This window comes from Paenibacillus sabuli (genome assembly GCF_014705605.1).
In the GTDB taxonomy this organism is placed as follows: Bacteria; Bacillota; Bacilli; order Paenibacillales; family Paenibacillaceae; genus Paenibacillus_D; species Paenibacillus_D sabuli.
Genome location: NZ_JACXIZ010000054.1, coordinates 1 through 20924 on the forward strand (window position 1 = coordinate 1; position 20924 = coordinate 20924).

General features: G+C 64.5%; 11 protein-coding genes. 4 read left to right on the forward strand and 7 right to left on the reverse strand.

Features of this window, described 5'->3' with window-relative positions; translation table 11 throughout:
- Together IDH44_RS23175 and IDH44_RS23180 are read left to right on the forward strand one after the other, a co-directional pair.
- On the forward strand, positions 1 to 818 hold an 818-nt coding region (locus tag IDH44_RS23175; RefSeq protein WP_190921212.1), incomplete at its 5' end, for an SDR family oxidoreductase.
- 361 nt (positions 819 to 1179) lie between these two features.
- Positions 1180 to 2049: a YitT family protein gene (locus IDH44_RS23180; RefSeq protein ID WP_190921237.1), complete on the forward strand. Its 870-nt coding sequence runs from the start codon at positions 1180 to 1182 to the stop codon at positions 2047 to 2049.
- A gap of 89 nt (positions 2050 to 2138) precedes the next feature.
- On the opposite strand, the gene IDH44_RS23185 is transcribed toward IDH44_RS23180, so the two are convergent.
- Positions 2139 to 2717, reverse strand: a complete 579-nt coding sequence (locus tag IDH44_RS23185; RefSeq protein WP_223869971.1) for a CBM9 family sugar-binding protein — start codon at positions 2715 to 2717, stop codon at positions 2139 to 2141.
- 25 nt (positions 2718 to 2742) lie between these two features.
- Here IDH44_RS23185 and IDH44_RS23190 point away from each other — a divergent pair, with 25 nt between their 5' ends.
- Complete coding sequence (locus IDH44_RS23190) at positions 2743 to 3015, forward strand: ABC transporter permease family protein (RefSeq protein ID WP_190921214.1); 273 nt, start codon at positions 2743 to 2745, stop codon at positions 3013 to 3015.
- Positions 3016 to 3032: 17 nt separating this feature from the next.
- On the opposite strand, the gene IDH44_RS23195 is transcribed toward IDH44_RS23190, so the two are convergent.
- A complete protein-coding gene (locus IDH44_RS23195; RefSeq protein ID WP_190921215.1) occupies positions 3033 to 5447 on the reverse strand; it encodes a glycosyl hydrolase family 95 catalytic domain-containing protein in 2415 nt (804 codons plus the stop codon).
- A gap of 227 nt (positions 5448 to 5674) precedes the next feature.
- On the opposite strand from IDH44_RS23195, the gene IDH44_RS23200 reads away from it, so the two are divergent.
- Positions 5675 to 6526: a helix-turn-helix transcriptional regulator gene (locus IDH44_RS23200; RefSeq protein ID WP_190921216.1), complete on the forward strand. Its 852-nt coding sequence runs from the start codon at positions 5675 to 5677 to the stop codon at positions 6524 to 6526.
- A gap of 83 nt (positions 6527 to 6609) precedes the next feature.
- Here the strand turns inward: IDH44_RS23200 and IDH44_RS23205 are convergent, their stop codons facing one another.
- The 5 genes from IDH44_RS23205 to IDH44_RS23225 all read right to left on the reverse strand — a co-directional run bounded on the left by IDH44_RS23205 (position 6610) and on the right by IDH44_RS23225 (position 20824).
- The gene (locus IDH44_RS23205; RefSeq protein WP_190921217.1) at positions 6610 to 15450 is read right to left on the reverse strand and encodes an S-layer homology domain-containing protein; all 8841 of its coding nucleotides are present in this window, start codon (positions 15448 to 15450) and stop codon (positions 6610 to 6612) included.
- A 26-nt stretch (positions 15451 to 15476) separates the two neighbouring features.
- Positions 15477 to 17141 carry an RICIN domain-containing protein gene (locus tag IDH44_RS23210; protein WP_317890241.1) on the reverse strand — a complete coding sequence of 555 codons (1665 nt, stop codon included), beginning with the start codon at positions 17139 to 17141 and terminating at the stop codon, positions 15477 to 15479.
- A gap of 55 nt (positions 17142 to 17196) precedes the next feature.
- Complete coding sequence (locus IDH44_RS23215) at positions 17197 to 18849, reverse strand: ABC transporter substrate-binding protein (RefSeq protein WP_190921219.1); 1653 nt, start codon at positions 18847 to 18849, stop codon at positions 17197 to 17199.
- A 119-nt stretch (positions 18850 to 18968) separates the two neighbouring features.
- Complete coding sequence (locus tag IDH44_RS23220) at positions 18969 to 19850, reverse strand: carbohydrate ABC transporter permease (protein WP_190921220.1); 882 nt, start codon at positions 19848 to 19850, stop codon at positions 18969 to 18971.
- Between the two features lie 14 nt (positions 19851 to 19864).
- Positions 19865 to 20824 (reverse strand): ABC transporter permease, encoded by a 960-nt coding sequence (locus tag IDH44_RS23225; RefSeq protein WP_190921238.1) that lies wholly within the window; start codon positions 20822 to 20824, stop codon positions 19865 to 19867.
- Between the last annotated feature and the right edge of the window lie 100 nt (positions 20825 to 20924).

A 20924-nucleotide genomic window follows, 5' to 3' on the forward strand; every position in this document is an offset into this window, starting at 1 on the left:
CGAGCGGCTTCGGCCTGCTGATCGCAATCGAGCTGGCCGGGCGCGGCCGCCGCGTGCTGGCCGGTCTGCGCCGCCTGGAGCGCGCCGCCGCGCTGCTCGGCGAGGCCGACGCCGCCGGCGTACGCGACCGCATCGACATCGTCCGGCTCGACGTGGACGAGCCGGAGGAGATCGCGGCTTGTATCGCTTATGCGCAGCATACGTACGGACGCCTGGACACGCTGGTCAACAACGCAGGCTTCGCCGTCGGCGGATTCGTCGAGGAGGTGCCGATGGAGGCCTGGCGGGCGCAGCTCGAGACGAATTTTTTCGGCGCCGTCGCGCTGACCCGCGCCGTCCTCCCGCTCATGCGCGAGCGCCGTGCCGGCACGATCATCCAGATCGGCAGCATCAGCGGGCGAATCGCATTTCCCGGGTATGGCCCCTACGCCGCCTCCAAGTTCGCGCTCGAAGGCTTCACGGAAAGCCTGCGCCACGAGATGGCCCCATACGGTGTGCGCGTCCTGCTCGTGGAGCCCGGCGCCTACCGGACCGCTATCTGGGATAAAGGCCTGGACGGCATCCACCGGAAGCCGGACTCGCCCTATGCGGCCGCGCTGAGCGGCATGCTCGCCTACTCCGCGCAGGCCGCCGCGAGCGCGCCTGACCCGATCGAGGTCGCCCGGCTCGTCGCCGCCCTCGCCTCAGGCAAGGGCGGCGGGCGGCTGCGGCATCCGATCGGCCGCGGGGCGCGGGCGCTGCTGATCGCCCGGGCGCTCGTCCCGTGGCGGCTGCTCGAAGCCGCCGTCCGCCGCGCGCTGGCTGCCAAGCGCCGCTAGGCCGGGAAGGCGTCCCGATACGCGCAGGCTCGTTGCCGCCCCGTCGACTCATGATGCGCTCCCATTGCGCGGGCTCGTTGCCGCCCGTCGGCGCATGATGCGCTCCCACGAGGCCCTTGCCCTGTCGGGCACCGAGCGCTAGCCGGAGCAGGGTCAGCCGCTTCCCGATTCCGCACAGGACAAGCAGCAGCACCCATTTGCAATTCACCAAGCCATTATCCAAGCATCATCCAAAGGAGATCGAATCGTGAAATTACAAGTTCAAGCCAAACCGCAAGCCCACGCACAAGCCAAGCCGCAAGGCCCGTCCAAGTCGAACAATCGGCGGCCCAAAACCCAATCGTTCGCCAAGCCGGCGCACATGCGCAGGAAGCACAATCCGCCCGGCGCAGTCAAACGCGTGCTGCGCGGCGTGGCCGTCATCCTCGGCGCCGTCATCACCGCTTACGGCCTGGAGGCCGTGTTAATCCCCAACAGCGTCTCCGACGGCGGGGTCACCGGCCTGAGCATCGTCGGCTCGCAGCTGTTCGGACTGCCGCTCGGGCTGCTGATCGCGCTGCTCAACATCCCGTTCGTCTTCCTCGGCTACAAGCAGATCGGCAAAAGCTTCGCTATCTATTCGGTGCTCGGCATCGCCTCGCTGGCCACCGGCACGATGTTCATGCATCATATCCCGACGATCATCGAGGGCGATACGCTGCTCATCACGGTCGTCGGCGGCATCATCATCGGCTTCGGCATGGGTCTGGCGCTGCGCAACGGCGGCGCGCTCGACGGCATCGACATGCTGGCCGTCCTGCTGGCGCGCAAGCTGCCGTTCGGGACGAGCGATCTCATCCTGTTCCTCAACCTGTTCGTGTTCATCGTCGTCTCCACCGTATTCGGCTTGCAGGGGGCCATCCTGTCGGGCATCGCCTACTTCATCGCCTCCAAGGTCATCCACATTGTCGAGGAAGGTCTGAGCGGCGCCAAGACGTTCAAGATCATCACCAGCTCGCCCGAGCTGATGGTCGAGACGATCCGCGACCGGCTCGGACGGGGCGCGACCTACAAGATGGCCGAAGGCGGCTATTCCAACGAGCAGTTCAAGGAGATCACCTGCGTCATCAACAGGCTCGAGGAGAGCAAGCTCAAGGAGATCATCCAGGAGATCGATCCGAAGTCGTTCATCATCGTCTATGATGTGGCCGAGGTCAGAGGCGGCAACTTCACGAAGAAGGATATCCACTGACAAAAAGCAGCAGCCGTCCCGCAAACATGCGGGATCAGGCTGCTGCTTCTTCGTCATGGGGGGCGGATTACCCCCGCTGGTGGTCCTGCTTATTCGCTCATGTACGTGAACGCGACGCGGTTCACGTAGGCGTGCCAGTTCGCCCCGTCGGGGAACTGCACCTTGAGATAGCGGATATCCGCCGGCAGCGGGCCGGCCTGGACATGGCGCTGCACCGCAAAGCCCTGCCCCGCGCTGACGGTCGTCGTCGTCATGCCCAGCGCCGTGTAGCTCGTGCCGTCGGTCGAGCCGAGCACGACGAACTGCGGCGTCCCCTGATATCGCGCCGTGACGAGCTCGAAGCCGGTCAGGTCGCCAATCGCCGGCGGGTCGATGCCGATGCCCTGCCACGGTATCGCGAACTCAACCGTATAGCCGTCAGGATTATCCTGCTGCGCATACATAATGCCCGGCAAGTCCGCACCAACGGACAGCGTCTCGTTCTGCCAGCCGAGCGTGAGCTGATGGTCGTCGCTGTTATACGTGCCGCTGCGCGCATTGTTGCCGTCGAGATAGATTTCCACGGAATCGTCCTCGTAGCCTCTGGCCGAATCGTTGACCTTGTGCAGATCGACCGTCACCTCCAGCTCGTGGATCGCCGTATTGCCGGCGCGATCGACGGCCTCCATTTTCAAGTATCGGGCGCTGTTCCTGATGCTGCTGCCGGCCGCGGCAGTGCTGATCTTCATCAGCAACAACGAGCTGGTCAGCCTGCAATACCTGATGTACAAGGTCATCACCCAGATCCAGTATCTCAGCTCGGGGATGGTGGACGCGACCGTGGCCGGCCAGGAGCTGGCCAAGATCCCGACGGAAACGGTGCGCATGGCGATGGCGATCGTCGGCATCGGCCCGATCGTATTAGTCTACCCGTTCGTGCAGAAGTACTTCGTCAAGGGCCTCACGATCGGGGCCGTGAAGGGCTAGGGCTGGCATGCGGTCCCTTAGAAGTGAAGTGTATGGCGCCCCCCCGCTGCCGCCTCAAAACGGAAGGTGCCATCCTCCAGGGTCTGCCACTCGACGGAGGAGCCGTCCTCCCGCTCGATCCGCTGCGGCAGCGCGGGCGCGCGGACCGTGCCATGCGCGGCTGGTGCGTCCGCAGTAGATGCGATTGTGCCGCGCGCTGCAGGCGCGGTCAGCACCGCCCGCACGAGGCGCGCGTCCTTCCACTCCAGCGCGACCTCCCAGCCGCCGCGCGCGCGCAGGCCGCGCACCGCGCCGGCCGACCAGTCGTCCGGCAGCGCAGGCAACAGCTCCAGCACGCCCTCGTGCGACTGCAGCAGCAGCTCGGCGATCCCTGCGGTCGCCGCGAAATTGCCGTCGATCTGGAACGGCGGGTGCGCGTCGAACAGGTTCGGATAGACGCCGCCGCGATTCATATTGAGCGGCTCGTCGCTCTTGACCAGCGTCAGCAGATTGGCAAGCAGACGCGCCGCCCGGTTGCCGTCCTTGAAGCGCGCCCACAGGCCGACCTTCCACCCCAGGCTCCAGCCGGTCCCGCCGTCGCCGCGCCGCTCGAGCGAGACGCGCGCCGCCGCGAACAGCTCCGGCGTCTTGCGCTCCGTCAGTAGCCGGCCCGGGTAGACGCCGACCAGGTGCGAGACGTGACGATGGTGGATATCCTCGTCGTCGAAGTCGCTGGACCACTCCTGCAATTGACCGTGACGACCGATCTGCAGCGGCAGCAGGGCCTCCCGCGTCTCTTGAAGCTGCGCCGTCCACGCTTCGTCGTCTCCGAGCAGGCGCGCAGCCTCGATACAGTGATCCAGCAGCTCTGCGATCAACGACAGATCCATAGTCGTCGCCGCGCTGACGGCATGGCGGCGGCCTTCGGCGGTGACGAACTTCTGCTCGGGCGAGGTAGACGGACCGGTGATGAGACGGCCCGCCTCATCCGCATACAGCCAGTCCATGCAAAAAAGCGCCGCCTCCTTCATGACCGGATAGGCCCGCTCGCGCAAAAAGCCCTCGTCGCCGGAGAACGCATAGTGCTCCCACAGATGCTGCGTCAGCCAGACGCCCCCCATCGGCCACAGCGCCCACACCGGATCGCCGCCCCCATAATCGCCGACCGGCGCCGTGTGCGCCCACAGATCGCTGTTGTGATGCGCGACCCAGCCGCGCGCTCCGTAATTGACCTCGGCCGTGCGCCGCCCGTTCACCGCGAGCCGCTCGACGAATGCCAGCAGCGGCCGGTGAAGCTCGCCCAGATTGCAAGTCTCGGCCGGCCAGTAGTTCATCTCCGCATTGATGTTCAGCGTGTAATTGCTGCTCCATGGCGCCCGCATCTCCTCGTTCCAGATGCCTTGCAGATTCGCCGGCTGCGTGCCCTCCCGCGAGCTGGCGATCATCAGATAGCGGCCATAGTGGAACAGGAGCTCGACCAGACCAGGGTCGGCGGCGCCGTACTCGGCGATGCGCCGATCGGTGGGCATGTCCGGCGGCGCGACCGGATCGCCCAGGCACAGAGACACCCGGTCGAACAGAGCGCTGTGATCGGCGACATGCGCCGCCCGGATCGCGTCGTAGCCGAGCGCAATCGCGGCTGTGAGCGCAGCGTCGACCGCTGCCTCGGGCCTTCGCCGGGCGTCGCCGGCGCCGAGGCGCGGATCGTACGAGGTCGCCGCCGCGATGTAGAGCGTCGCCGAGGTAGCCCCCGTCAGGCGGACGCCGTCGTGATCGGCACACAGCACGCCGCCCTCGTGCTCCACCGCGACACGACCTTGGAAGCGCAGCGCAGGCGAGCGCTCGGGGTCGCCGTAGCTGATCGGCTCGGCGCTCGCATGGTAGCTCGGCCAGACCTGCTCCGGCGCGATGCCGCTGATCGTATGGGAGGCCTGCGCGCCCGCGCTCGTATGACGCAGCAGGCTGGTCAAGCGCACGCGGAAGCTGAGCGCCCCGGCCGCGGTCGCCGTCAGGCGCAGCGCGATCACCTGGGCGGGATGCGAGGCCAGCACCTCGCGCGTATAGCCGGTGCTCCCCACCTTGTACGAGACCTTGGCCAGACCCCCGCTCAGATCGAGACTGCGCGCATAATCGCGGTAGATATTGCCGTGCTCCATCGTCAGCTGCAGGTCGCCGAGCGGCAGATAGGACTGCGTATAGGGGCCCATCATTTGCTTGCCGAGCCGGTCCGCCTCGGCATAGTCGCCGCGGGCGAGCGCGGCGCGCAGCTCGGGCAGGACTTCGCGGGCCTTTGGATTGTTCCAATCCCGCGGGGCTCCGGACCATAGCGTATCCTCATTGAGCGCCAGACGCTCGGACTCGCCCCCTCCGAATACCATGGCCCCCAGCCGGCCGTTGCCGACCGGCAGCGCTTCCGTCCAGTAGCGCGCCGGTTTATCGAATTGTATTTTCATGCTATGAATCCCCTTTCATCGTAGCCCGATTTCAATTCCCACAGTGCCAGCCTTTCCCACAGTGCCAGCCTGCGGTAATGCGTATCCACACCCTACCATTATAAAGGATGAGACATGCTTCAGACAGACCAACATTTTATGATGTATAGGACAATATTACGTTTTTTGTTATCCTATACCTAGAGACTGTGCAACTCGACTCACATTTCACCTGGAGGCGAATTCGCTTGTTTATCGACCGCTCGTACTATTTGCCGGATTTCTCTGAATTCCGTTTTTTTTGTTTTCCGCACTCGGTCGGCAACTACCGCCGTCCGACGCGCGCCAACCACAATGTCAGCCGGCCCGACGGGGTCCCGGGGTTCAGTCTTCATTATGTCGCACAGGGACGCGGGTTTTTGGAGCTCGACGGCGAGACGCACGCGCTCCGCGCGGGCGACATGTTCTGGCATGCGCCGGAGGCGCCGATGCGTTATTATTCCGCGGACGACGATCCGTGGGATGTTTTCTGGATCCAGCTCTACGGCAGCACGCTACCGTCCTTCGTGGCGGACAATGGCTTCAGTCAGAGCGGGATCTGGATGATGAAGGACGGCACCTTGCTCAAGCACAATTTCCTCGATTTGCTTGACGAGATCGAGCACCGCAACTTTTTGCGCCCCGCCCGCATCTCGGCGCTGTCGTACGCCATTCTCATCGAATTTTTGACCCATGCCGTATCGACCTCCCACTATCGCGGCGTCAATAATGCCGAGACCATCATGGCGCTGCTGCCGATCATGCAGCAAAAGGCGCACCAGCCCTTTGTCTTGGAGGAGTGGGCGTCGTCAGCCGGGTATTCGCCCAATTACTTCTGCAGCCTCTTCAAAAAAATAACCCGCATGACGCCGGTCGCCTACGTGACCAAGTGCCGCATCCAGCTGAGCAAGCATCTGCTCCTCCAGCGGCCGCTCCTGCCGATCAAGGAGGTCGCCATCAGCTCCGGCTATCCCGGACTCAGCTACTTCAACAAAAAATTCATGGCCGCAGAGGGCATGACACCCGGCGAATTCCGCAACAAGCACCTGAGCAGCATGTAGCTCCGCACGCCAAAGCACCGCGCGCCTGGAACGGCGCGCGGTGCGGGCTCACGGTGTGCTGCTGACGCAGCAGCCCGGAGCTCCTACTGGAGCTGAATCCCGGATAATGCGGCAAGGAAGCGATCGATCAGCACTGCCGCTTGGGCACGCGTCGTCTGCGTATGCGGAGCGAAGCGTCCGCCGCCCACGCCCTCGAGCAGTCCCGCGCGCTGCAGCCTCGCGACCGCCTCGCGAGCGTAAGGGGCGATCTCGGCCGCATCCGCAAAGACGGATCCGGCATCGCCGCTCGTGTGCGTGCCCGCTCCCGCCTCTGGACTCAGAAGGTCGTCCAGGAGCTGCAGCGTCCGCCCGATCAGCACCGCCATCTCCTGCCGGCTGATCGCTTCGTCGGGGCCGAAGCTGCCGTCGGGGCGTCCGCTCACGATCCCGAACTCCCGCGCCTGCACAATCGTATCGGTATACCACGCGTCCGGCATCAGATCCGCGAAGGCAGCTGCCGGCGACCCCTCGCCGGCCCCGGACAGGCCTCCGGCAATGCCGAGCGCGCGCATGAGCAAGGCGACGAATTCGGCCCGCGACACCTCGCCGCCCGGCTCGAACCGTTCGGCACCGACGCCAAGCGCGACCGATCTGGCAGCGAGCGTCTCAATGGCTGTCCTGGCCCAATGCCCCGCAGCAATGTCGGCAAACTGCACCGGGCGATAGACCGCGGAGAAGGTGCCACTGCGGCGCAGCGGGAATACGGCGCGGCCCTCGGCATATCTGCTGTACACGATCGCCTCCGGCCCAGGCTCGCCGGCCGCCTCGGGCTCGTCGCTGCGGTAGACGACGACCTGATGCGGCGCTTCGCCGACAGCGAGCGCATAAGGGATCGCGGCCGCCGCTTCGCCTCGCGCCAGCTCCCTCCAGACTTCGCCGTCGACGGACAGCCGAATGGCGTAGCGCGACGCTTGCATGGCTTGCTCGCGCGCCGGCGGCCGATCGCCGGGCAGCGCGGTACCGGCGCCGACGGCATACGGCGCACCGCCGCTCCGCTCCGCAGACTCTTGGCCAGGCGACGACATCTGCTCGAGCAGGAGCTCGAGTTGCTCGCCGTCCGATTGCGTCAGCCGGCGCAGCAGCGGAGCATGCAGGAGCAGCTTGCTCGCCCCGGCCTCCACGGTGAACAGCTGCGCGCTGGCCGCCGCTGCGCGCAGGGGCGCCAGCGGGATCGTCACACGGTAAGCGACGGCCGTCGCGTCCCCCGCGATCCGCACATGGATGCTCCCCTCCCCGGCAGCCGCCAGCGCAGCCCGCAGCTGCTCCGCGCTCATCCGCGCCGTGACCACACCGCTCTCGTCCGGCTGCGCAGCCAAGATCACCTCTACGCCGCCGTCACGCGGCGTGATGATGCCCTCGCCAGGCGCTGCATCGTCATCGCCCGGGTCGGGACGGTCCGGTCCGCCCGGCTCCTCCGGCGTCTTTGGCTCGTTCGGTTCTTCCGGTTCATGCGGTTCTTCCGGCTCCTCCGGTCCGCCCGAGCCTGGATCATCGGGACGGACATCCAGGACCAGGGGCGAGCCGATCCGCCCCGCCCGGAGCCCCGGCTCCGCAGACGAGTCGGCCATCGCCGCGCCGGTCAAGACGATCGACGCTTCTCCTGCAGCCTTGGCGCGGAAGGTGAGCGTGTACAGCTCATGATCGCCACGCAGCCCCGTCTGCTCGCCCTGCATAGTGTGAAGGAGCATGACCGCATCTCCGTCGCGCAGCGGCTCCCATCCGAAGCCCGCCTGCTCATCCGTGCCGCCCGTCCACTCCAGACGCTCGGCATCATAGCGCAGGCGCAGCTCGTAGCCGTACAGATCGCGTAGTGCCCTGGCCGACAGCCTCACGGTCAACGTATCGCCTACCTGCACGCGCGGCGTCGCAGTGTGCAGCTCGAAGCCGTCCGTCTGACCGTCACTGTCGGACGCTCCTCCCGTACCGGCCTGCGGCTGTCCCGGAATCATCCGCGCCAGCCCGGCCAGATCGGCAAGGCCGAGCCGTCCGTCTGCGTCCAGGTCGTACATGCGCACCGTCGGCCATTTCGCGTCGTCTGCGGCAAGGCCGTAATGACGGGCGATCTCGCTCAGATCGGCCACGCTGGCCGTGCTGCCTGCCGCCTGTGCGAAGCGCGTCGTCGCCTCGAGCAGCTGCGCGGCCGCTGCGTCCAGGTCCGGCTGCGACGCCTGCGGGTCGGTCGCGACGGCGCGTGCCGCAGCGAGCGCTTGCTCCAGCGCCTGGACGGCGGCCGCGCTGTGATGTCCCCACAGCGTCTCGTCGACGACGGCCGATTCGATCCGCTCGGCCGCAGCTGCGATCCGGGCCTCCAGCACGCTGCGATCCGGCTCGGGCGCGGCCGCCCGGATCACCACCTCATAGTCGCCCAGACTGTAGACGAGATCGGCCACTCCCGTCTCGCTCGCCGTCTCCATATCGGAGACGTATACCTTGCTCGTCACATCATGCGTCAGGTCGGACGCCGCCGCGAAGCGCAGCTTGACGAGGTCCAGCCGTTCCGGTGCGCCGCCGAGTCCGCCCGTCGCGGTCTGGACGATCGTAACCCGGCCGTCCTCGTAGACCGTCTCCTGCACGGTAGCGTCGGCTCCGGCTGCCGCCGCGCCGAGATAGCTCAGCTCATGCGGCGCATAGATCAGCGTGAAGGCGCCCGAATAGACGCTGTCCGTGACATGGATCAGGCTGGCGGTCAGCTCCACCTGCTCGCCGGCCGCCGCCTCCGCCGGGCCGCTGACGCGCAGCCCTTGCGGCTGCAGCCCGTCGATTGCCGCGCGCAGCCGCTCGGCTGCAGCGTCGACGTCGGCCTGGGACGCGCCGGACCCCTGGACTGCTCTGGCATATGCCAGCTCGCTGCCCAACCGCTCGCGGCTCTCCCGCGTATAACGCACATCGTCGATCGCAGCCGCTTCCTCGACGAATTGCGCCAGCAGCGTCCGGTCCGCGGTCTGCAGATGGAACTGCAGCTCGGCGACATTGGCATACCCGCCGCGGTAGCGCACGTAGCGATACTCCTCCTCGCTGCCGGTGGCGACTGCCGCCCACCGGCCGTCCGTCACCCCGGCGAAGGTGTGAATGAGCGCGAAGGTTACACCGTCCTGCGAGCCTTCGAGCACCGCGCCATTCATCCGCGCGTGATTTTGGCCCGGGCGCGGATAATACTTGACGACCTCGATGGTCTGCGCGTTCCCCGCGCCAAAGTCGACCCTCGTCCATCCGCCCGACGAGGTCGTATCCGGCGAGGTCGTCAGCTTGCCGTCAAAAGCGTGCCAGCCGTTGGCCGCTTCGTCGTACTGCCCGTCCCAGGAACGGGACGAGGCTCTGACCATATCCGGCGTCACCGCGATCGGATCGTCATAGATCGCAGCGATATCGATCAGTTCCGCCTCCGCCTGCGCCAGCTCCGCGGCAAGCAGCGACTTGTCGGCATCCGGGGCGCCCATCGCCGCCTCGATGCGTGCGACCTCCTCCGTATACCGGTAATAGCTCGCCCGCGTATAGCCTTGCTGCGCAAGGACCCGCAGCCTCACCTCCAGCGTCAGCGAGTGGGTCTGTGCGAAGCGGCCATTGCTCACCTCGAACACCACAGTGTGCCTGCCATAATCGGATTGGCGCGGCGTCCAGCTCAGCGTGCGCGTCGTCGCATCGAAGGCCGCGCCTTCCGGCAAGCCCGACACGGCGATGGCCAGCTCCAGGCCCGAAGGCTCCGCCGCCTCCAGCTCGTAGCGGTACGCTTGACTCGCTGTCAGCTCCGCTGTCTGATCGGGTGCAACGACAGGCGCGCCGACGACAGTCAGCTCGATCGTCTTGGACGAGCGCAGCCCCTGCGACTCGGCCGTGAAGGTGACCGCGTACACTCCGCCCTGCGTCAGGGTCGGCGTCCACACGAAGCGACCCGTATCGTCGACAATGTCGAAGGTCGCTCCGCTCGGCAGACCGGACACGCCATATGCGACAGCGCCTGACGCATTGGACGCCTCGAGCCGCAGCTCCAGCGCCTGCTCCGCCAGGATCGTCCGGTCCGCGAGCTCGCGCAGCACCGGCATGCCGGGGATGAGCTCCAGCGCGTCCAGTGCTGCCGCCAGCTCAGCCGACTCGCGATCCGCCGACTCCTGGTCCGTCGCCGCCCGCGCCTCCCCGACCGCCGCATCGAGCGCGGCATAGGATGCCTCGGTGTAGACCGCAGCGTCGATCGCACGCGCCGCCTCCTCCAGCAGCTCGCGCAGCAGCGTGCTGTCGAACGTCCGGCGGTACAGCTCGAGCTCGCCGATGTTGGTATTGCCGCCATGGTTGTCGAAGTAGCGGTAATAGCGGTACGCACGTTCCGTTGCCAGCGGAGCGGCATACCATTGCGAGACGTTGGCGGCGACGCCGCCGATCGTATACAGGTCGTCCCAGACGCTGCCGTCAGCCGAGCCCTGGATCATCCCGCCATTGAGCCGCGTCGTGCAGCATGGCCGCGGATGATAGCGCACCGCCTCGATACGGACCGCGCCGTCCGCGCCGAGATCGGCTCGCACCCAGCCTCTGCTGCTCTGCGTATCGGTGCCGGTCGCGACGTCGCCGTCGAAGGCGAACCATCCGTTCTGCTGCGGCGTGCCCGTGCCGCCCGAGCTCGACCAGATGCGATCCGAGGCGACGACCATCTCCGGCGTGATCGCGATCGGTTCGTACAAGGCATCCTCGGGCGTCCCGCCGAACCCGCCCTGCAGATAGACCTCCCCGACCGGCACGAGCAGCTCGCGCGCCTCGTAGAGTGCGTCGATCAGCTCACGCAGCCGGGCGTCCGGCTCGCCCAGCCCGGCCTCGATGCGCGCGAGCTCGCGCATATAGCGATCATAGCTCAGCCGCGTATAGTCGCGCCGGTCATAGCGATAGGCCTGCTCCAGCAGCGCCTCCAGCGACTCGGCGCTGGCCCCGATTGTCGCCATCGGCAGCAGCGTGCCGTCGTCCTTCTCCGCCAGGATCGCATAATACGCGTCGCCGTAGCGGAGCTTGTCGGTATACGACAAGCTCCGCTCGGCATCGGCGAGCACGCGCGTCCAGGACGAGCCTGGCGCGGGCTCCAGCGAACCTGCGCCGAGCACCGGCGCTTGCAGCCCGGCCGCCGCGTCGGTCGTGCGATAGACGTGGAAGCGGACTGCTTGCTTCGGCTTGCTCCAATGCAGCGTCACTTGATCCGCCTGTCGTTCGACGTAGGGGAGCAGAGCATCATCTGGCAGATGCTCCACCCTGGCCTCGCCGAAGGCCGCGTCGTCAGAGGCCGCCAGTCCGCTGTAATAGCCATACGGCAGCAGCGCCAAAGCCTTGGCCGCGTAGCTCCATTGCACGCCGTCCGCCGACACCATGGCGTACACATACTGCGAGGCATGATGCCGCACCAGCTTGAGATACGGATACGCATCCGGCGCGTAGGCCGTGATCGGAATCTCGAGCGGGCTGACCGTCTCGTCCGACCACTGATGCATCGAATTGCGCGTCCGGGTGCGCAGCACCAGAGCGCCCGACTCGTCGGTGCCGAAGTAGGCATATCGCGAAGCTTCGTCGAGTCCTTCGCGCAGCAGGATCCCGCTCGCCTCCCCGCCGTAGACATCGAGCCGCACGGTCGTCTCGCTATTGCCGATAGAGGGGACGTGCACATAGCGCAGCTCGTCGCGCATGTCGCGGGCATAGAGGACATTGTCGTCCCCGTCCGCGAAGCCGTCGCCTCCCGCCCCTGCGATCTCGAGTAGCAGGCCCGATGGCTCCGCCACCGCCGTTGCCGTGCCGCCGACGGCGCCGACTGCCGTATCGAGCCAGCCTGCAGCGGCTGTCTGACGTCCGCTCAGATCGGCAGCAGCCGGCCACGACGCCCAGCCTTCTCCATGCGTCCCGACTGCCGCGACCTGGTAATGGTACGTCTGGCCGGGCTCCGCCGTGCGGTCCTCATACGCATTGCCCCTCACGCCCTCGGCGATGACCGTATACGGCCCGCCCTCTGATCGAGCGCGCTTGATCGTGTACGACTCGCCGCCCGCAGTCGTCTTCCAGACGACCTGCACGACGCCGTCGCCGACGAGCGCGCTCGCATAGTCGACATGCAGCGGCTGCGGACGAGCGGTCGCATCGGTCGCCAGCTTGAGCGCCATCGCCGTCATCGGCGCGATCGTCACCTTGCCCTCGCGCACCGGTATGCGCGATCCGGAGACGAGATCGAGCACATCGTCCCCGTCGTAATCGTCAGGCAGCTCGACCTCGTAGGTCCGTTCGTTGCCGTAGGCCTCGCGCGTCGTATTGAAGATGGTGAAGTACGGCCCGTAGCGCGACGTCTGCAGCTCCGAATAGCCCGCATACGGCGTATCAGTCGCCAGTCCGTCGCGGCTCACCGTGCCGACGCCCGGCTGATACGCGATCGGCAGCACCTCGCCGACATGCGCGAACGGCGCGCCGCTCGGATTGTCCGTCTGGGCGCCCATGTAGTCGACATCCGGATTGGCCGGACGCAGATACACATCCTCGTAGCGAAAAAGATTGTTCGTCGCAATCTGCACGATCTGGCTGTAAGCGCCGCGCGTCGCGCGAATGCGTCCGCTGCCGGCCTGTCCCTTGAGCCGGTACATGAAGTTGCCGAACAGCCGCGTATCGCCGTCTCGGATCGACAGATACATATTGTCGATATCCGCCCAGCCGCGCTGGGTATAGTCGGCCGGATCGACGTTCAGCTCCGCGAGCTCTTGCTCCGTGTACCAGTCCAGCTCGGTATGCGGCAGCACGACCCCCGCCATCGCCTCGCCTGCGAAGCGCGCGGTGCCGGCGCGGCCGCCGGTCACATAGGCATACGTATCCTGCAGCCGATAATCGAGCGCGCTGTTGGTCCCGCTGTTGCCGAAATCGTCGCGCTCGATCAACTGATTGTCCAGCAGCTGCTGCTGGGCGTAACCGACCGCCTCCCGCGCATACTGCCAATACGGCTCCCACGCCTCGCCCGCGTAGCGCGCTTCGTCCTGCTCCATCGCCATCTCCAGCGAGGCGAACTGGATCGTCATGCCGGTGCCGATCCGCGCCCCGTAAGCGTCGAAGCCGGGAAAGGACTGGTTGCGATCGTCGGTAGCCTGCTCGGCCTTCATCACCCGGTTGCCGGCGTCGTCAAGCCCGGGATAGCGGGTCTGGCCGCGGGCGTGGAGATTGCGCAGCGCCGCCTGCAAGATGCGATCGTTCAGCAGCCGGTCGGCCTCGGTCCGGTCGTGATCATGCGTCTTGTAAAAGTAATTCAGCAAATAATTGGCCGCCTCGCCGTAGTTGGCGACGTAGCTGTTCTCGCGCGTCAGGCCGTCCGCGGTGAGTCCGGTGTAATGCTCGCCGTACGGCAGCCGCCGCACGACCTCGCCGTGCTCGTCGAGCTTGCTTTGCGCCAGCCCTTTGGCGACGTATTGCTCGAAGTCGGTCGTGAAGCGCGCATTGCCGTCGTGATAGAACAGGGAGTGGTACAGATCGAGCTCCTCCCCGGCCGGTCCGAGCAGCACCTCCTCGCCGAGAAACGGCTCGATGCCGAGCGACTCGAGCAGGATCCGCTCGCTGCGCGCACGGCCCTCGTAGAAGTCCGAGGCGATGATGCGCAGGCCCTCCTGCGCCTCCCATGCGCCCTCGTACGTATAGAGCATCTGATTGTAAATGTAAGATAGCCGCGCCCGGGCAAAGTCAAAATTCGCCTTGAGCGCGCGCTCCCACGCCTCGCGCCTAGTCAGCTCGCCGCCCTCCCAGTCGGCGCTGGCCAGCGAAAATTCCCCGGCTGATGTGCCCGTGTCGAACGGCTCGTCAAGCAAGGCCTCGAAGGCGGTCTCGCCGTATATCGCATCGTCGCGGATCAGCGGCTCGACGAGGTATAGCGCCTCGCCGAGCGCGCCGTAGTAGCCGCCCCAGTCGCCTTGATGCCCGCCGCGCAGCACGAGCAGCACGTTGCCGTAATAATCCTTGACATGATTGTCAATCGTTTTGAAGATGCGCTCCAGACCGGCTCTTTTTTGGGCGGGCGTGTCGGCAGGCGACCAGTCCGTCTTGAGCATGCTGGCATAGGATTTCAGCTCGTCCTGATAGCGGATGATGGAGAGCTTGGCGCCGGGTCCGCCGTCCACCTTGGACGAGTAGTCCGCGAAGCGGCTTGCCAGTCCGTCCATGTACGCATCGACGCGCGCCTGTCTCTCCTGCGGCGTCAGGCCTTCGCGCTTCAGATCGGCCGCCGCCCGTCCTTCCCCTGGAGCGCTGCCCTGCACCTCGTCCGCGACGTCGAGGTAAGCGGCCGTATGGGTGTACGCCCGGTAGAACGGCTTGGAATCCGCGGTCATATCCTCCCACAGATTGGCGGTGCTGATCGTGAGCTCGGCCGTCTCCTTGCCGCGGGTCGATTCGAGCGGCAGCATGACGGTGAAGTAATAGAACTGATCGGGCGGACCATAGCTCTTGAGCGACTCATAATCGCCGTGGCGCAGATAGCCGATCTGCTCGCCATTCAGGTTGACCATGCTGGTCGTACCGTTGTTGCTGTCGCCCCCGGCCAGCTTGACGGTGAAGTAATTGCGCTGATCCGGATCGACCCGCATCGTGAAGGTCAGATCCCCGCCCGTCTTGGCGACCGGCACCGCCGGCTCGGCGACGCGCGCCGGCTCGCCGCGGAAGCCGCTGACTATGCGCGAGCGCGCGCCCTGGAAGTCATGCGCCGCTTCGGAGGCCGGGTCGCCGAAGACGATCAGGTCCAGGGCGCCGCCGTCCGGTCCCGCCGTGGCGGCCGACGCCGTCCGGTAGCCGCCGCCCGCGAGCGTCGGGCCGCCGCCGGTCAGCGGCAGCACGAGCTGCAGGAGCAGGGCCAGGCTCAGGAAGAGCCCGGTCTTAAGTTTCATCTTTCGCATCGTTGGCATCGCATTCGTCATCCTCTCTTGGCTGTTTAGCTCACCGGCTCCAGCAGCCACTGCTGGTTGCTGCCGAGAATGTAGCGCCACTGCTTGAGTTCGACATTCTCCGCAGTCGAGGCGCCGGGTACGTCGGCCGGCTTGTTGCTGTGCACCGGCGTGATCCGGTAGTAGCCTCCGCCCGTCGGCAAGAAGGCGAAGCGCTGATTGGCGGCCCCGGTGTAGCTCCATTGGATGAAGGAAGCGCCATGATCATGCGAGACGTCCGCGACATCCAGGTAGAGTCCGCTGGCTGCATTGCGGATCGTATATTGCCCGCCGCCGACATGATTGACCTGCCAGTGCTGGCTCGGACTGCCGGTATACGTCGACTTGAGCGCGGCCGCGCCGCTCGACGTGTCGGCGGTCCCCATCGCCTTGCCGTCGAGCTGCAGCGTGAAGCGATACGTCCCGTCCGCCACATTGCCGGCCGGCTGCGCCGCCGAGCCTCCTCCGCCCGATGGCCGCGTATGCATCAGCGTGCCGAAGCCGAGATGATCGTACGAGGACGGACTCTGCGGGTCGGGCCCTCCCTCGGGGCGGCCCTGGGCGGCGATCGCCGCGATATTGGGGGCGGACAACCCCTTCCGGCTCACATAATGGTGGTAGATCATCTCCCAGATCGGCCGCGAGCCGTACCGGCCCGAGTCGGATATGACGGTCTGGGTCTGTACCGAGCCGTTGACGCCGCTGCCCCATTCGTAGGTCGAGTACGGCACCGCGTCGCCCAGGTTGTACTTGGCGACGTATTCAGCCGCCTGCAGGAAGCGGTTGTCGGCCCAGCCGTACAGGTCGTCGCCCTGATTCCACGCCATCTCGGCGACGGTCGCCATCAGTCCGATGCCCAGCATCGTATGCGGCTGGTCGCGACCGGACTCCTGCCACTGTGCCAGACCGCCGGGATGGAGGTAGGGAATCGCATTATAGATCGAGCCGTTGCCTGCGCCGTACTGGAAGTAATTGACCCCGATCTCGTAGATGTCGGCCCGATCGCAAAAGATGCCGATCGCCACAGTCGCGGCCATGTTCGCCAGATCCCAGTTGGCCCAATAATTCTGAATATACGCGCCGTTGTGGTCGTCGCCGTACGCGTTGCCGATCAGGAAGCGCTCGGCGAGCGGCGTGTAAAAAACGTCCAGCAGCAAATCCTGCATCTGCGCCACGTCAAAGCCGGGGTAGCCCCGCATCAGCTCGGCGGCATTGGCCATCTGATACCCGTACAAGCCCGACGCGAGGTAGCGGTCGGCGTTGCCGGTGATCGTCGTCAGCGTGGCGGACCAGGCATTGAGGATATCGCGGGCGGTATCCCCATGGTCGGTATCCCCGCTTATGCGCCAGATCAGCGCATTCTGATAGGCGCGCGCGATATCGGTGTAGAGCAAGGAGACATTGGTGCCCGTGCCGCCGCGCACGATGGTGGCGGTCGCCCGCGGCGTCCAGTTGTCGCTGGAGAGCGGACTGGCGAGCAGCGCGTTCCATCCGTCCAGATACGGCTGCATGCCCGCGTCCACCATCAGCTCGATCCGATCCAGATCGGCCTGCGTGTGCAGCAGCCCGGGATGGGCGAATACCGGATCGGCATAAGTGCGGCTGTGATCGGCGCGACCGCTCAGCGGGGTTAGCAGACCCGCGACTACCAGTACAATCAGCCATTTTTTCACGTAGCATCTCTCCCCGGGTACCATTTTGGCCTTGCATGACAGGCTGCCTGGCGCCTTACTGGCCGCCGCTGTCCAGATAGTCCTGCGCCTGCTTGATCAGCTCTTCGCGGATGTTCTCCAGTCCGAGCGCGCGCATTTGCGCGTTCAGCTTGCCGGCGCTCTCGCGCCACTCGGGATCGAGCCCCGCCTCCAGCACCGGTCGCAGCTCGTCGAACTTCGGCTGCACCTTGGCGATCTCGTTTTTAACGTTCTCCGGATTGAAGGTGAACCCGCTCAGCGCCATCCGATAGTACGAATCCTGGTCGTATTCGTATTCGATATACTTCAGCGTCTCCTCGTCGTTGTTGCCGTTGATGCGAGACAGCTGCGGATTCCACGTCATTTCATATGCCGGGAACGCGTAATCCGGCGTCTGCTCGGTGACCCGGTAGTAACGCTCGCCGTCTTTTTCCCAATGCGTCCCCTCGATCCCGAGCTCGAACAGATCGTGATGATCCGGGCTGGCGAACACCCAGTCCAGGAATTTCATCGTCCGCTCCACATTTTTCGAGGATTTCGGCACGGTGAGGAAGTTCCACGCCTTGAAGCCGGTGGCGATCGCGCCGCTCTCCATGGCGCGAACCGCATCGTTGTAGACGAAGATCTCGTAGTCGGCGTCCGGATAGGTCTCCTTCAGCTTCTGACGGTCGCTCGCCACGCTGTTCAGCGTCGTCTCGTGCGCGCCGCCCTCCACCGTAGTCGTCTGATTCTGCGCCAGCGGATCGCTCGGCAGATACTTGCGGTATTCGACCTTCGTATCGTAATGATCGTAGAAGAAGTCCGGCTCATTCAGCGGCGCCGGGAATCCGCTGTACGCCTCGTCCGGATCGCCCAGCGTCGTCGCCCCGAGCACCTGCTTGCCGTCCTCGGAGAGCACGAGATTGAACAACGCGCCGGTGCCGGTAATTTCGAACGGGAAGGCGCGGTAATGCGTCTGCTTGGTGTCGAAATTCGCAAACACGTGGTACCACGTGTTGCGGCCGCCGCCCCACGGGACGAATGCCTTCGGATTCTCATTGGCCAGCACCTGATCGAGGAATTGCTTGAGATCGGCGTAGCTGTCCACCGGCTCCATGCCGTATTTTTCGCGCAGATCCTTGCGAATCAGGACGACCGGAATGTCGTAGAACGTGTTGGTCACCGGAATCGCGTAGATGTGGCCGTCGATCTTGTTGGCCTCCAGGTATTCCGGCGTGAAGGCGGCCTTTAGCCCCGGATAATCGTCGTTGTTGAAATATGCGTCCAGCTCGTGGTAGTAGCCCTTGCTGACGTTCGCATTCAGATCCCACCACGGCGCGTCGAAGGCCAGATCGATCTCTTCGCCGGCCGCCAGCATCAGCTTGAGCTTGTTGCGGTACTCGGCCGCCACGTCGAACGTCACGTCCAGCGTCGTATTCAGCGCTTCCTTGGAGCGGCTTTCGAACTCGGCGACGACTGCGTCCATATCCGTCGGCTTCTCGCCGAACAGCTTGACCTTGAGCTCGACCGGGTCGAGTGCGGGCGGCGCGGCGTTGTCGGCTGCTTCCGCTGCATTTGCGCCGTTCGGTCCTTCGGTTTGTTCGCCCGCCTCGGGCGCGTTCCCTTCGTTGCCTGTGCAGGCCGCCGTTAGCGTCGCCAGCAGCGTCAGGACGAGCAGCAGCGCCGTCGGTCCTTTTCCTTTGCGTTTCATTGTTTCGTTTCCTCCCTTTTATGCGAGCGTATCTATGCTTAACAACCGGCGGGCAGCACGGCGCCAGGAGCCCCGATGCCCGCGCAGCTGTCGAAGCCGGGTCATTGCGTTCACTCCGCTCAGCCCTTGACGGCGCCGACCATCAGCCCTTTGACAAAATATTTCTGCAAAAACGGATACAAAAAGATGATCGGTCCGATTGTCACGACCGTGGTAGCCAGATTGACGGTCAGCGTCGGTGTCTCAATATCGACGAACAGGCCCTTGGCTTGCAGCTGCTCCGCAAATTGCAAATTCGACATGATGCGCTGAATCAAATATTGCAGCGGATAGAGCCGCTCGTCGGAAATGTAAAGCAGCGCCTCGAACCATTTGTTCCAAAAGGCGATGGCGTAAAACAGTCCGATCGTCGACAACGCCGGCAGCGAAATCGGCAGGATGATGCGGAACATGATGTAGATGTCGTCGGCGCCGTCGATCTTGGCCGATTCCGCCAGCGACTCGTCGATGGACTTGAAAAAGTTGCGCAGCAGGAACATGTTCCACGGATTGATGAGCGCCGGGATAATAAGCACCCATATCGTATCCTTCATGCCGAGGTATTTCGCGATCAGCAGGTAGCTGGCGACCAGACCGCCGTTGAACAGCATCGTGAAATACACGTAAAAATTGATGGCGTTGCGGTATTTCAAAGCGCGCAGCGACAACGGATAAGCGAGCGCGCAGGTCGCCAGCATCGCCAGCGCGGTACCGACGACCGTGACGAAAATCGTCACGCCGTAGGCCCGGAAAATGGTGCTGTCGCTGAAAATGAACTGGTACGCGAGCGTCGTCCATTCCCGTGGAAAAAGCGTGAAGCCATGCAGCCGGATCGAACGCTCCGTCGTCAGCGAATTGCCGATGACCGCGACGAACGGCAGGATACAATAGACGGCGAATAGCGTCAGGCAGCCGGCAAACGCTCCCTTCAGCAACCGATCCGCCAAGCTCTCCTTGATCAAAACAACCGACCTCCTCAAAATATCGCCGAATCGGGACTGAACCTGCGCGCCAGCCAATTGACGGTGATGACCAGAATGAAGCCGAGCACCGACTGGAAGAAGCCGACCGCCGCCGCCATGCTGAGATCGCCCAGCTCCATCAGCGCGCGGTAGACGTAGGTGTCGATGACGTCCGTGGTCGGATACAGCAGCACATTCAGACCGACGATCGCGTAGATCATGCCGAAGTCGCCGTAAAAAATGCCGCCCATTGCCAGCAGCGTCAACAAAATGACGGTCGTCTTGAGCAGCGGCAGCGTAATGAACCGAATCTTCTGCCAGCGGCTTGCCCCATCGATGGAAGCGGCTTCATAGATGTCCGGGTTAATGCCGGCAATCGTCGCCAAATAGACGATGGAGCCGAAGCCCGCCCCCTGCCAAATCTTGACGAGCACCAGGATAAGGGGCCACTTGTCCGGATCCGAGTAAAATTGCACCGCGTCGACGCCGAACGCCGCAAGCAGCTGGTTGATCAGTCCAGCCTCGGTATTGAGCAATACGCTCAGCAGCATCGCCACAACGGTCCAGGAGACGAAATGCGGGAGAATGACAAGCGATTGCGCAATTCGCTTGAACCATCTGCCGCCAATCTCGGTCAGCATGACGGCTATGGAGATGGCGGCCAGCGTGCTGAAGACGATAAACAGCGCATTGAGGTAAAGCGTATTGCCGGCGATGCGCAGCATATCGGGGGATTGCACGAAAAACTCAAAATTGCGCAGTCCGACAAATTCGCTCCCCGCGATGCCTTCCATGACGTTAAAATCCTGAAAGGCGATCACGATGCCGCCCATGGGCAGATAGGCGAATACCAGAATGAGCAAAATGCCCGGCAGCGTGAGCAAATAGAGCTTGCCGTTTTTGCGAATTTCTTTGAAAAACGCGAATCGTTCGCGACGCTTGCCGGATGAAACCGTTTCTGAAAGCGCGTTCATTTCAGACAATTGAGACCCTCCTTATAAAAAAAATAAGAAATTTTCATTACTTTTATTTATATAAATGATATATTATGTAATCTAATAGCCGCAAAAGCTC

Coding starts and splice junctions, on each gene's coding strand:
- IDH44_RS23180 (WP_190921237.1), top strand. CDS start 1,180: ATGCGCAGGAAGCACAATCCGCCCGGCGCAGTCAAACGCGTGCTGCGC.
- IDH44_RS23185 (WP_223869971.1), bottom strand. CDS start 2,717: ATGGAGGCCGTCGATCGCGCCGGCAATACGGCGATCCACGAGCTGGAG.
- IDH44_RS23190 (WP_190921214.1), top strand. CDS start 2,743: ATGCTGCTGCCGGCCGCGGCAGTGCTGATCTTCATCAGCAACAACGAG.
- IDH44_RS23195 (WP_190921215.1), bottom strand. CDS start 5,447: ATGAAAATACAATTCGATAAACCGGCGCGCTACTGGACGGAAGCGCTG.
- IDH44_RS23205 (WP_190921217.1), bottom strand. CDS start 15,450: ATGCCAACGATGCGAAAGATGAAACTTAAGACCGGGCTCTTCCTGAGC.
- IDH44_RS23215 (WP_190921219.1), bottom strand. CDS start 18,849: ATGAAACGCAAAGGAAAAGGACCGACGGCGCTGCTGCTCGTCCTGACG.
- IDH44_RS23225 (WP_190921238.1), bottom strand. CDS start 20,824: ATGAACGCGCTTTCAGAAACGGTTTCATCCGGCAAGCGTCGCGAACGA.